Origin of the sequence: Marisediminitalea oceani, from assembly GCF_003731635.1 — a bacterium.
GTDB lineage: Bacteria > Pseudomonadota > Gammaproteobacteria > Enterobacterales > Alteromonadaceae > Alteromonas > Alteromonas oceani.
Window position 1 is genome coordinate 75,517 of the sequence record NZ_RCUA01000002.1, and the last position, 12,160, is coordinate 87,676.

General features: G+C 51.4%; 10 protein-coding genes. 7 read left to right on the top strand and 3 right to left on the bottom strand.

Annotation, left to right across the window (positions count from 1 at the left end; translation table 11 throughout):
• The first annotated feature begins 63 nt into the window (after nucleotides 1–63).
• From D9T21_RS00535 to D9T21_RS00555, 5 genes are all read left to right on the top strand, one after another.
• Entirely contained in the window at nucleotides 64–723 is a 660-nt protein-coding gene (locus tag D9T21_RS00535) for a PepSY domain-containing protein (RefSeq protein ID WP_123323246.1), read from the top strand.
• Nucleotides 720–1,718, top strand: a complete 999-nt coding sequence (locus D9T21_RS00540) for a PepSY domain-containing protein (protein ID WP_123323247.1) — start codon at nucleotides 720–722, stop codon at nucleotides 1,716–1,718. Before D9T21_RS00535 ends, D9T21_RS00540 begins: the two co-directional genes overlap by 4 nt.
• 137 nt (nucleotides 1,719–1,855) lie before the next feature.
• A complete protein-coding gene (locus D9T21_RS00545) occupies nucleotides 1,856–4,144 on the top strand; it encodes a TonB-dependent receptor plug domain-containing protein (RefSeq protein ID WP_123323248.1) in 2,289 nt (762 codons plus the stop codon).
• A 149-nt stretch (nucleotides 4,145–4,293) separates the two neighbouring features.
• Entirely contained in the window at nucleotides 4,294–5,358 is a 1,065-nt protein-coding gene (locus D9T21_RS00550) for a histidine kinase (RefSeq protein ID WP_123323249.1), read from the top strand.
• Nucleotides 5,351–5,878 carry a response regulator transcription factor gene (locus tag D9T21_RS00555; protein WP_123323250.1) on the top strand — a complete coding sequence of 176 codons (528 nt, stop codon included), beginning with the start codon at nucleotides 5,351–5,353 and terminating at the stop codon, nucleotides 5,876–5,878. Before D9T21_RS00550 ends, D9T21_RS00555 begins: the two co-directional genes overlap by 8 nt.
• Nucleotides 5,879–6,008: 130 nt before the next feature.
• Here D9T21_RS00555 and D9T21_RS00560 read toward each other — a convergent pair whose 3' ends face one another.
• On the bottom strand, nucleotides 6,009–6,494 hold the full coding sequence (locus D9T21_RS00560; protein ID WP_123323251.1) for a tetratricopeptide repeat protein: 486 nt from the start codon (nucleotides 6,492–6,494) through the stop codon (nucleotides 6,009–6,011).
• A gap of 238 nt (nucleotides 6,495–6,732) precedes the next feature.
• Here D9T21_RS00560 and D9T21_RS00565 point away from each other — a divergent pair, with 238 nt between their 5' ends.
• A complete protein-coding gene (locus tag D9T21_RS00565) occupies nucleotides 6,733–9,042 on the top strand; it encodes a winged helix-turn-helix domain-containing protein (protein WP_241155589.1) in 2,310 nt (769 codons plus the stop codon).
• A gap of 31 nt (nucleotides 9,043–9,073) precedes the next feature.
• Here the strand turns inward: D9T21_RS00565 and hpaI are convergent, their stop codons facing one another.
• Nucleotides 9,074–9,886 (bottom strand): 4-hydroxy-2-oxoheptanedioate aldolase, encoded by an 813-nt coding sequence (hpaI, locus tag D9T21_RS00570; protein ID WP_123323253.1) that lies wholly within the window; start codon nucleotides 9,884–9,886, stop codon nucleotides 9,074–9,076.
• A 167-nt stretch (nucleotides 9,887–10,053) separates the two neighbouring features.
• Nucleotides 10,054–11,376 carry a S41 family peptidase gene (locus D9T21_RS00575; protein WP_164464529.1) on the bottom strand — a complete coding sequence of 441 codons (1,323 nt, stop codon included), beginning with the start codon at nucleotides 11,374–11,376 and terminating at the stop codon, nucleotides 10,054–10,056.
• A gap of 209 nt (nucleotides 11,377–11,585) precedes the next feature.
• On the opposite strand from D9T21_RS00575, the gene D9T21_RS00580 reads away from it, so the two are divergent.
• Nucleotides 11,586–12,143 carry a response regulator transcription factor gene (locus D9T21_RS00580; RefSeq protein WP_164464530.1) on the top strand — a complete coding sequence of 186 codons (558 nt, stop codon included), beginning with the start codon at nucleotides 11,586–11,588 and terminating at the stop codon, nucleotides 12,141–12,143.
• Nucleotides 12,144–12,160: the final 17 nt, after the last annotated feature.

A 12,160-nucleotide genomic window follows, 5' to 3' on the forward strand; every position in this document is an offset into this window, starting at 1 on the left:
ACGCTTTTGGGCCACTGCTGTTAATCTGTGATACAAAAGGCTAGAACGCTACATAAATGGCTGATGCGACTGGTAGGTATACAGTTTATTCTGTGGGCTATTACCGGCTTATATATGGTTTGTCTGGATATTCATTTTATCCATGGCGAACCACTTACCCACCCGCAGTCAGCGCCGCTTCAGCTTAAAGACATTAGCTATTCAACGGCGCAGCTACTGGCTGATTACCCGGACGCGACCGATATTAAGCTGGTTACGTTATTGCAAAAGCCAGTGTACCGATTTCGTTCAGCCGCTGGTCAGCGTGCCATTCATGTGGTTGATGCCATAACCGGCAAACCTCAGGACTTACTGAGCCAGGCGCAGGCCAGCACAATTGCTGATGATGCTTACACGGGCACAGCAGCAATCAACACTGTTTCGCCATTAATTAGCCGCGATGCCAGCGGTGCTCTAAACCCGCTTTGGGTAGTGAGTTTCGACGATATTGCTTCATCCACCTTGTTTATCGAACAACAAAGCGGGCGCATCATCCGCCGCCGGCATAACTACTGGTATCTGTTCGACTGGATGTGGCGACTGCACATCATGGACTATGACGATGGTGAAAATGTCACCAACGGCTGGTTACGACTGGTCTCGCTGCTCTCTGTACTGGCTGCAGTTAGCGGTTTAGCGCTGCTATTGCTGCGTTTTACCCTGCGCAAAAAGGCCGCCTTATGATCCGCTTAGTGATAGCCAACTGGCACAAATGGCTGGCCCTGCTGGTAAGCATTCAACTGTTGGTGTGGCTGCTCACCGGCTTGTACTTTAACAGCCTGATGAACAGCGCCGACAATGTCCCAACCCGACAGCCAGTGCAGCATGAAGGCTATCTGCCCGGCCGTGAACTGTATCCGCCACAAGCGATAGATGCCCCACCGCCGGTGGCGGTTTCGATTATCTGGGTGCTTGGTGCCCCCTATTATCAGTTTGAATACAATCAACCGTCACACGCTTATTTTCCCCGCCAGCGCCGGATATTCGATGCCACTACCGGTGAGCCCTGGCAAATCGGCGCTGAACAGGTGGCTACTATAGCCCGCCAGGCCTATTCAGGCAGCGCCACTGCAGGTAAACCAGCACTACTGAAACCGCCGATAGACGACCTGCCTCGCCAGCAAAATCCGTTATGGCAGGTCAGGTTTGCCGATGAGTTCAATACAGCCGTATATCTCGATGCATTAACCGGGCATGTCATCAGGCACACCAATGACCGGCAACGCCTCGACGATTTGATGTTAACCCTGCATTTTATGGATTACACCGGCACCGGCTTTTTTAATCACCCTCTGATCGTCATTTTTGCCATTGCCACCAGCCTGTTAGCATTAAGTGGCGGGTACTTATTAATTAGTCGCTCAGGCCCAACAGGTAAGCAGTTGGCATCGCCCTGCACGCTAACAGTTAATTTTTTATCCGGCGCCGAATCCGCCAGCTTGCAAGCCCGGGCGGACGACACATTGTTTAATGCCCTGAGCAGGCATGGCATCCATCTCCCTTCAGAATGCGGTGGTGCCGGTACCTGCGGAAAATGCCGGCTACAATGCACACCAGATACACCAGTTACCGACATCGAGCAACATCATCTCAATCAGCAGCAACTCGTCCGCGGGATCCGTTTGGGTTGTCAGCAGCAGGTAGGTGCATGTCAGCAAGTTGAACTCCCCCGACGCTAAGCCTCCCGTCTAAACTGCTCTAACCGGTGCGACAATATGCCACATTGGCTAACCCCCTGTTTTCGCTATTATTGCTGAAATCAGGTGCACATCGAACCACAAATCAGCACGCCTGATAAAGATACTCAGGAGCAACAATGACACACCCCTTGCCTGTTCGCTGGCGGCCTTGCCAGTTAGCCATCGCGATTGGACTGGCTTTCAGTTCACTCTCTATTCCGATTTTCGCCAGCACCAGCACCCAGTCTGATGACGAGGCTATAGAACATATTACGGTGGAAGGAAATATCGGACAGTCACTTGCCGCGCATACTGCTGTGCTGAGTGAAGTCGATATTAACCGTAAGGGCGCTGCCAGTGTCGATACCGCCAGCCTGTTAAGGGGCATAGCCGGCGTGCATTTAAATGCCACCGGCGGACTATCCAGCCTGCCAGCTATCCATGGTCTGGCTGATGACCGTCTGCGGGTAAAGGTAAATGGCATGGACCTGATATCTTCCTGCCCCAATCATATGAACCCGCCGCTTTCCTACATGGCACCAAATGATGTGGGTACTTTAACGGTATATACCGGATTAGCGCCGGTCAGTGTTGGCGGCGATAGTCTCGGCGGAACTATTATCGCTGAGTCACTGCCACCGGAATTTCTTACCCGTGCCGGTGCAGAATTTTCCGGCGAGGTCGGCGGCTTTTACCGCAGTAATAACAATGCGCGTGGCGCAAACCTTAAGGTCAGTTATCTTACCGGCACTACCTTGCTGAGCTATTCCGGTAACTGGAGTAAAGCCGACAACTATACAGCCGCGGATAAATTTAAGACCCAGACCGCCAGCGGACGCCCGGGCCACCAAATTGCTCTGGATGAAGTGGGCTCATCGGCCTATGAAACGCAAAATCATTCTCTGCGTTTAGCCTGGCAACTCAACCAGAATAACAGCATTGATGCGAGGCTGAATTATCAGGACATGCCCCAACAGCTCTACCCCAATCAGCGCATGGACTTACTGGATAATGAACAAATCAACCTCAATCTGGCCTGGCACCGCGAAACCGACTGGGGGCAGCTAACCACTCGTTTTTATCACGAAAAAGTCGACCATATGATGAATTTCGGTGCGGATAAACAGTACTGGTATGGCAGCAACGCAATGATGGGCATGCCATGCTCGCCCATGCGGTTTATGGGCGATCCGCAAGGCACATGTGCTGTCGGTATGCCAATGTACAGCGAATCAGACAACAACGGCCTGACTATAAAGGCCGATTACTATCTGGCCGCTAACGATGTTATGCGGATTGGCCTCGAGCTGCAGCAGTACGTACTGGACGACTACTGGACGCCCTCCGGCGGCGGCATGGGCCCTGGCACATTTTTAAATATTAATGATGGCCAGCGCGATCGCATTGCTCTTTATGCCGAGCGTGAGCACGCTACCAGTGCAAACTGGCTGTTAATGTACGGCTTGCGCTATGAAAAAGTGGCCATGCAAACCGACGAGGTTGAAGGATATGCAAATGGTGCCAGCGCGCCGGGCATGCAAATGATGCAGGCCGCGGCCTTTAATAGCGGTTCGCGAAGTAGTACCGACCACAATGTTGATGTCACCCTTGTTGCTCGCTACCAGGCCAGTGAGGCGCTGAACATGGAATTTGGTTACGCGCACAAAGTGCGATCAGCCAACTTATATGAAAAATATACGTGGTCTTCCTGGATGATGGCAGCCGGTATGAATAACCTGGTTGGCGACGGCAATGGATACGTGGGCAATGCCGCTTTGGAACCGGAACAAGCCCATACTGTTTCGGCAAGTATCACCTGGCAGGATACGCAACAAAACGCAATTACTATCACCAACTACTACACCTACATTGACGATTACATAGATGCCGTTGCCGCCGGCACCCAATGGATGCCGGAGCGCTTTAACATACTTCGCTATGCAAACCAGTCGGCCCGTATTTATGGTACCGACGTGAGTGGAACCTGGCATATCAGTCACGGCAAGAGTGGCCATTGGCAACTCGATGGCAACCTGAGTGCTACCAGCGCAGAAAATAAAGATACCGGCTCAGGTTTGTATCAGGTGATCCCGGTCCAGGGTAGCTTAAGGTTATCGCACCAATTAGATGGCTGGTACAGTAGTCTGGAATGGGCGCTGGCAAGCAGCAAAGAAAAAGTCTCTGACATCCGCAATGAAATACAAACTGCGGGCTATGGGTTATTGAATCTGCAGGTGAGTCATCAGTGGCAGTCATTCAGAATCGATGCCGGCGTTGAAAACCTGCTTGATAAATTTTATTTCAACCCGACCGGCGGCGCCTACACCGGTCAGGGAATGACGATGTCTCTCAACGGAATACCATACGGAATTGCGGTGCCTGGTATGGGGCGCGCCGTTTATGCGGGCGTTCAGTGGCAGTTTTAAAGGCTTGAAAAGAGGTGTGGCAGCTTGGCTCACTTGTTGTTGCGGACAGTGAATGCCACACCTTTTCTTTTTTTACTCTGTTGCGCCCGGTCAACCCTTGCTTCCAAAACTCCGGTATACTCCCTGCAATGATTTAAACAGGTGCTGACATGTTACTGCTGTTGTTTTTGCTGATTTTCGGCCGACATCGTATTCCCACAGGCATTACTCTGCTGCTGGCGTTACTGGAGATTGGCCTGGTCAATCTTTCCATTGCCCTGAACGGAGCCGCCAGCAATCCTTTCAGCAGTATTTTGCTGGTCCCCCTGGTGTTAAGTCTGATGCTGCTGCCCTTTAAAGCGGGTTTTGTGGTTCTGGCCATCAGTATTCTCGGCCAGGCCATGCAGCTTATAGTGCCAGCCAGCGGCCACCACTCAGCAATGATGCAAAGCCATGCCCAGGGAATGGTGCTTAGCTTTATATTAACCAGTTTGCTGGTTACCACGGTGATCTTTTATTTCCGCTTACAGCTGGGCGCCAAAACCGCGGCAATCCAGCAGCTTAGGGAACGCCAGCTCAGAGACGAGCAGTTACTGGCCATCGGCACCGCCGCCGCCCAGCTTACCCATGATGCAGCCACGCCGGTACAAACCATGGGACTCATACTGGAAGAACTTGCCGACAGCCGCGATCTAACGTTACTGGCAGAACTGCAAAGTCAGTACTCGCAGTTAGAAATACTGCTAAGAAACTGGCGGGACGTGGCCGACGATGTGCGTGAAGCCCGCACCTGCGAGTTTTCACCGGTCAACCTGATACGCGCTATTCGCCACCTGATTATTCTGTCGCGACCGGAGGCGCAAATTAACTGGCCACAGCAAATGCCCCACAACGGCTGTATTCAGGGCGACAGAACATTGATCCCGGCACTGGCCAATATTGTTATTAATGCCTGTGATGCCGCAGCCAGCGAGGCGGTAAATTTCAGTATAGACGCTAACAGCGCGCTGTTACGATTAACCGTAACCAATCCCGTTAGTCACAATACCGCGTTCCCCAAAGAGCTATTGGGCTCCCGGCTTATTCACAGTGAGTCCGGGTTTGGCGTGGGCGCAGTCTTGTCAAACGTCACCATTGAAAAATATGGCGGCAAGGTTAGCTGGGAGAAAAACGGCAATCAGGTCACAACGGTCATTGAGCTGCCCTTAGCTAAGGGAGAGGACACAGTTGACTAAGCCACTGCTGATTATTGATGATGACACCCGCCTCACAGCGGTATTAGAACGGCGCTTTACGGCTACCGGCAATTACTCAGTCACCACTTTTGACCGGGCAAGTTCTGCTCTGGCAGCGCCGGCACAGCCCTGCTATGCCATTTTACTGGATATGATGATTGACGATGAACTGGGGCTTGAGTATATCAGTGCGCTAAAAGACCGTTATCAGCCACAACACCTGATCATCATGACCGGCTACGCCAGCATAGCCACCACAGTAACCGCGATGAAACGCGGCGCTACAGACTATCTGGCCAAGCCTGCCAGCTTTAATGAACTTATCAGTAAACTCGAGGGACAACCTGCAACCGCAGCGGTGGAGCATAAACCGCTGACAGCGGCTCAGGCAGAATGGGAACATATTCAGCGGATCCTCACCGAACACGATGGCAATATTTCCAGAACGGCAGAAGCCTTAGGTATGCACCGGCGCAGCCTGCAGCGTAAGCTGCAAAAACATTCGCCGACAAAAAAATAAGCCCCGGCAAAGCCGGGGCTGCAGACTGACTAAACAGCCTGTGGGGTATAAACGGTAATCCGTGTTACCAACACCCCGATAAGAGCCCCTTTTGGCAGGGGCTACAGCTCACAGAGGGAACGTCTGTAAATTAGTTTTTGCTCAGCAAATCACGTTGTTTGGCCAGCTGCAGGTTTTGCGAAACAATACGCTGCTTGGTTTTTCTTTCATTGGCCAGAGTTAAGTCAGCAATACACGCTGGCGTGTTATCAGCCAGACAGTGCATTACCGCACGGTTGTTAAGAGCGAATACGTTGTTGCTGCTGGCATCAACAGCTTCGTTGCAATGCGCTTTGGCGCTGTCTAAGTCGCCAACTGCAACATAAGCTACGCAAAGGTTATTCAGCAGCGGTAAGCGGTTTACACTTACACTGGTGCGGGCCAGAGTTGCTTTAGTACGGGCAATCCCTTTAGTAAAGTCGCCCTGCTCAATTTCACGCACACCATTTACATCGCGCATGCTGGTTTTTAATTGAAACGACTCAGCGGTAACCTGGCTGCTCGCCATTGCGCCACCGGCAAATGAACAACATACAGCAACGAGCAACGGCTTTTTGATACGGTTAATGAAAGACATAGTTTTTTCCTCAACACAACGAACAGTTATTTGTTAGCCTTATCCTCTGTCGACATGCAGAAACTGCTTGTTAACCAAAAGGCCACTACTTGTTTAAATTTCGGTTGAGTATGTAGCACGATTCACCAGGCTGCCTGATGAACAACAAATTAAAACCTAAAGAATAACTAATAGATTATTTATTTCTTTTTTTATAATGAGTTACAATAAAACCTAATGAAATTTCGGAGACCTAAGGTTGTCATTTAATCCCCCACCAGGCAAAGGATGCTTTACCATAAACGCCATCGTGGTGGATATTGGCGATCACACTATCCGAACAGGCAAGGATATTCGGCGCATAGAACCGAAAGCCATGCACGTGCTTTATCTGCTTGCCTGCAATGCCGGCGACACCGTGGAGCGTGGTGAATTACTGCGCGATGTCTGGAATGGCCGGGTGGTGGTAGAAGAAGCATTAACCCGGATAATTTCTCAGTTACGTCAGGCCCTCGGCGACAGTCAGCAACGCCGGCTGATCCAGACCGTGCCTAAAAAAGGCTATCGATTACGTGGTGAAGTTAACTGGCAGAGCACACCGCTACCAACAGAGCCTGCCCCTTCGGCAGATAGCAAAGAAGCTGAAGTTGCAGATGTCCCTGCTCAGGAGGCGATGGAGTCGCCAAAAGACTTAGCGCCAGCAAAACAACCTGAACCGCAAAAAGCGCTATCCCCTGCCCCGGTAGTTAGCAAAAAAGCCTTGTTTGTTGCCGCGGTGCTGTTTGTACTGGTGGCGGTAGTAGTGTTCACACTCAATAAAACGGTAACAGACGATACCACCCAGGCTGATGAGCAACGCATTTCGGTAGCGGTGTTACCCCTCAGACAACTGAGTAACGATGATGACACCCTGTATTTTGCCGACGGCATTACCGAGGAACTCACTGACTCGCTCACCCAGAACCAGAATCTCGACGTGCCATCGCGCTACTCTACCCTGGCGGTGACCAGTTCAGATAATAACAGTTTGTCGGATGTAGCCAGCTCGTTAGGTGTGCGTTATCTGGTTGAGGGCAGCGTCAGACGTATTGATGAAGAATTTAAAATTGCCGTTCGCCTGATTGATGCTGACACCGACCGGGTAGTTTGGTCTGAAAGTTATACCAATACCGCATCCAGTTTATTTGCTATTCAGCAAAATATAGCCCGACGCCTCAATGAAGCATTACTACCACAGACTAGCGACACTGAGGTTGCCCAGGCATCATCGCCCGACAACATTGAAGCTTACCAGTACTACCTGCGCGGTAATTACTGGCTGATGAACGGGAAAACCAGCGAGTGGACTTATAAGTCTGAAGCTGCCTTTCAACAAGCCGTTGCGCTCGCGCCTGATTTTGCTGCCGCCCACGGCAAGCTGGCTTACCTGTACGCTCGTCATGATTTTCATGATGCGTTTATGCCTCGCGAAGAAGCGTTACAGAAGGCCTCTGCGGCCATCTCTACGGCATTGCGCAACAATCCTCAGGAAACCAACGCCTTACTGGCCAGCGTGATTATAGACACCGCCGCGGGCAATTTCAGTTCAGCACAAACCATCCTGGATGGCATTCTCGGCCGCCAACCCAATCACGCAACGGCGCTGTATATATATTCTGAGCTTGAGTTGGCCCGCAACCGCTTTGATGCTGCGCTTTCCCGTGCGCAGCAAGCCTATGAACTCGATCCGCTATCTCCGTGGATCAACGTTAACCTGGCCATCGTGCATTTCTGGCGAAGTGATTACCAACGGGCACTCGAAGCGGTACAAAACGCCATCAGTATCGACAGCAATTACACCTGGGCATATGTCTGGCAGGCCAAAATTTTCCATCGTCAGGGGCAGTTAAACGGAGCGATAACCAGTATGCTGCAGTCGGCAGACATCGACTCCGCCTCAGAGGTCAACTCGGCCTATACGGGGCTGCTATATCTGGAGATTGGCGATGAAAAGCAGGCTGAACAATGGTTCAGGCACACCGCCAGCTTACTGGGTGATACGCCGCAAGCGAGATTTTGGCAAGACTTACAGCGCTTCACTGAGCCACAGCAGACGACCGATGTGGCTCGCCAGCTTATGCTGGAGTTGCCCCTGCTCGACAATCGGATTTTTAGCCTGTTGCCGCTGCTTTATCAAAACTATCTGCAAGCCGATGACAGCGAGGAAGCCATTCGTTTTTTACAAAGCCGAATTGCCGACACGGCGCCGCAAGTGAATGTGCACAATTACCGTTTCTATGCGGCGCTGCAGGCATTAACTCCCTTGCCGGATGAGACTTCAGAAGCCCTGCAGCGGTTGAGAACAAAAATCGGCGATAATGCCGTACCATTATTGATCTATCCATTACTTAATCCGGCTGCGGATCAAGCACTGCAGGATATTGAAGACGATGGCTGGCTGGATTATTACTGGCTGATCAACAACACTATGACTGCAAGTAACATAAGCGAACGACTTCAATACCAGCGTCAACAGGCAGCCCTACAACGACAACAAATGCTCCCCCTGAAAACAACCAGCGAGGAGTAGTACACATCGCCTCGCCGGCCAGGTATTTTAGTTAATAAACCGAGCGCTTAGCCGTTGGCGAAACCGGAGTTGTCAACTCTGGTTTAAAGCAACAGGCAAGTGCCGCTGAGGCATTGAGGAGTAAACCGGTATCGGTCCCTACCCCAACAAACATAGCGCCAAGCTCAATGTAGCGGGATGCCAGTTGTTTATCGCCAATCAGAATCCCAGGCGCTTTACCGGCCCTGACGATTTTAGCAATGCAGCTCTCGATAACCTTTTGCACATCATCGTGGCCCGGATCGCCAAGGTGGCCCATGGAAGCACTTAAATCCGCCGGGCCAATAAAAATGCCGTCTACGCCATCGACCTCAAGAATGGCATCGAGATTCTCCACACCGGTTACCGTTTCAATCTGGATCAGCACGCAAACCTGTTCGTTAGCGGTTTCCAGATAATCCTTAGTACGGTTAAATTGTGATGCCCGGGCCAGCGGGCTGCCAACACCGCGGATCCCTTCTGGCGGATAACGGGTAGCCGCGACCACTTCGGCCGCCTGTTCGGCCGTATCGACCATGGGCGCCAGAATGGTTTGTACGCCTAAATCCAGGATTTGCTTAATACGCACGGCATCCGGCCAGGGCGGGCGCACGATGGGTACCGCAGGATAAGGCGCAATGGCCTGCAACTGTTCCAAAATGGTTCGCAGATCATTAGGTGAATGTTCGGCGTCTATTAGCAGCCAGTCAAAACCAGCGCCGGCCAGTAATTCTGCGGTATAACTATTCGCCAGTCCCAGCCACAAACCAATTTGTGCTGTGTCACCGGTGATTGCCTGTTTGAATGTATTTATCGGGGCAGGCATAGGGTACTCCTGATTGTCAGAACCAGTCTTACGCTGGCTTCATTACAGATAAAGATGTTTTGCACGAGGTTTTTGGACTTTATCTGTTCCCCAGTATACGGAAATTTATAGGAAAGTTGAGCCTGTTAGCAGACTCAACTTGTGACTTATCGCAACGATGGGACAAATTATGTCGATGGTAGAGGATGCGTCTTAAACCAGGTCAGCGGTTCGGCCAGCGCTTCATCGGTTAATTTGACGTCTGGCATTACCGGCTGCTTCGCTCTGTCGCCCGAGGGGCGCACAATGTAACGGCCGGGCGCGAGCATCAGCAAACGGGTATTGGGTAAATAAAATGGTGTCAGGTTACCGGTTTGATTAGCGTAGCCACCGGTCGGTTCGCCCATGAGTTTACCAAGCTGGTTATCCTGAATGGTGGTGGCAAACAAAATAGCCGCAGAATAACTCATGCGATCGATAACCACCCACACATCCCCCTTAAATTGCAGTGATGGATCTACCGGTTCAATCATGCCATCAGATTCGACGCTCAACTCAATTACCTCACCCGGCTCGCCCCGGTAACCAAACCAGCCGTTAGTATCGCTGTTGAGTTTTTCTATAGCCACAGAGCCCTGCGGCACCGGCTTATCGGTCAGATACTGAATGATTTGCGCGCCCGCATCCGACTGCCCACCGGTATTGCCGCGAATATCAATGACCAGGGTTTGCGCGTTCTGTTGGCGGATTTGCTTAAAGGATGTGTCGACAAAGGCATCATAAGCGGCCTGCTCGGTATCTACGTCAAACGAGTCAATACGTAGATAGGCTATATGCGGTGAGATAAATGTCAGTTCATTATCATCCTGCCCGGCGCCTGCCCTCTCCCACTGCTGGTCATTTCGCAGAGTTAGCGTGGTGGTCTGGCCGTTATCCTTAACTGCCAGCTGTATGTCGCCTTTTACGTCAAATACCGCAAATAACCAGTAATGAAACAGTAGCGACAGCATGCTCTCACGCAGCGCCGGCGACTCACCGTGACTGAGTGGCGTGAGACGGGCAATAATCTCGCTGGTTGCATGACCGTTAATGGCTATAATTTCGCTGCCCGCGGCCAGTGTCTTCTGCTTGTCACTACGCTGGTAAGAGCGGGCCAGACGTATTTTTCCATCCCGCACGGTCACCCCGAATGGAAAGGTTTGAACGCCAGCTTCTTCAGCATAGGTAAATTCGGCCAGCAGCGGAAACAAAATTGAATGACCGTCATTGAAATACGGCGTTAGCTGACCGAATACCGCAAATGCCTGCTTTCGGGTCATGCCATCTTTAAGCTGAGCGCTGAGACGTTCAACCTGAGCAGTGAACTGCTCGCTGTCGACATACTGCTCAAAAGCCGGATGACGGCGACTCATGGTAGCCACCAGATAATCCAGATCCCGCTGTAATTGCTGTGCTGTGAAAGTTTGCCCGGTAAAGGCTTTATCCACATCCGGGTGGATCCAGTCTTTCATGCCGCCGCACCCCAATAAACTGCATAGCAATATCACTATAATGCCTGTTCTCATTGCTGATTAATTCCTGTTGTTAAGTAATACAGCAAACCTTACCAAAACAAACTTCAAGAAAAGGTCAAGATCGCAAAAACAGCGCGGCAATGACTTGTTTTAGCGCATCGCCTGTGAGAGCTTTTAAACTATTCAAACCCACCACTAACCACCCTATGAAACAGTTTTTGCACATACTGATAGTCGAAGATGATGCCGTACTGGCGGCGCAACTAGAGCGCTTTTTAACTGACGCCGGCCACATCATCGACGCGGTAAGCACTGGCAGAGATGCCATCAGGCAGGTAGCAGACACTGAGTACGACGTGGTGATCCTTGATTTATCGTTACCCGACACCGACGGTATTGAGCTGTGCGGTCGCATTAAACAAACAGCTGAGTCTGTGCTGCCGGTATTAATGCTTACTGCACGCACCGCGCTGAGCGACAAACTGGCAGGTTTTGCTGCGGGCACCGATGATTATGTTACCAAACCCTACCAGCCCGACGAGGTGCTGGTGAGATGTTTGTCACTGGCTAGACGGCGCGATCTGCACCAGGCCAAACAGCTGGTGATTGGTGAGATGACCATTGATTTAATCACCAATACCGTGAGTCGTCAGCAACAGGAGCTACACCTTTCGGCCACCGATAAGGCAATACTCATAACACTGGCCAAAGCGCATCCCATGCCGCTTGGTCGGCGGCAACTCATAGAGCGGGTGTGGGGGTAATGATATTCACAACAGCG

Excerpts from the sequence above, each read along its gene's own strand:
- D9T21_RS00535 (WP_123323246.1), top strand. The coding sequence starts at position 64 with ATGCGACTGGTAGGTATACAGTTTATTCTGTGGGCTATTACCGGCTTA.
- D9T21_RS00540 (WP_123323247.1), top strand. The coding sequence starts at position 720 with ATGATCCGCTTAGTGATAGCCAACTGGCACAAATGGCTGGCCCTGCTG.
- D9T21_RS00545 (WP_123323248.1), top strand. The coding sequence starts at position 1,856 with ATGACACACCCCTTGCCTGTTCGCTGGCGGCCTTGCCAGTTAGCCATC.
- D9T21_RS00550 (WP_123323249.1), top strand. The coding sequence starts at position 4,294 with ATGTTACTGCTGTTGTTTTTGCTGATTTTCGGCCGACATCGTATTCCC.
- D9T21_RS00560 (WP_123323251.1), bottom strand. The coding sequence starts at position 6,494 with ATGTCTTTCATTAACCGTATCAAAAAGCCGTTGCTCGTTGCTGTATGT.
- hpaI (WP_123323253.1), bottom strand. The coding sequence starts at position 9,886 with ATGCCTGCCCCGATAAATACATTCAAACAGGCAATCACCGGTGACACA.
- D9T21_RS00575 (WP_164464529.1), bottom strand. The coding sequence starts at position 11,376 with ATGAAAGACTGGATCCACCCGGATGTGGATAAAGCCTTTACCGGGCAA.
- D9T21_RS00580 (WP_164464530.1), top strand. The coding sequence starts at position 11,586 with ATGAAACAGTTTTTGCACATACTGATAGTCGAAGATGATGCCGTACTG.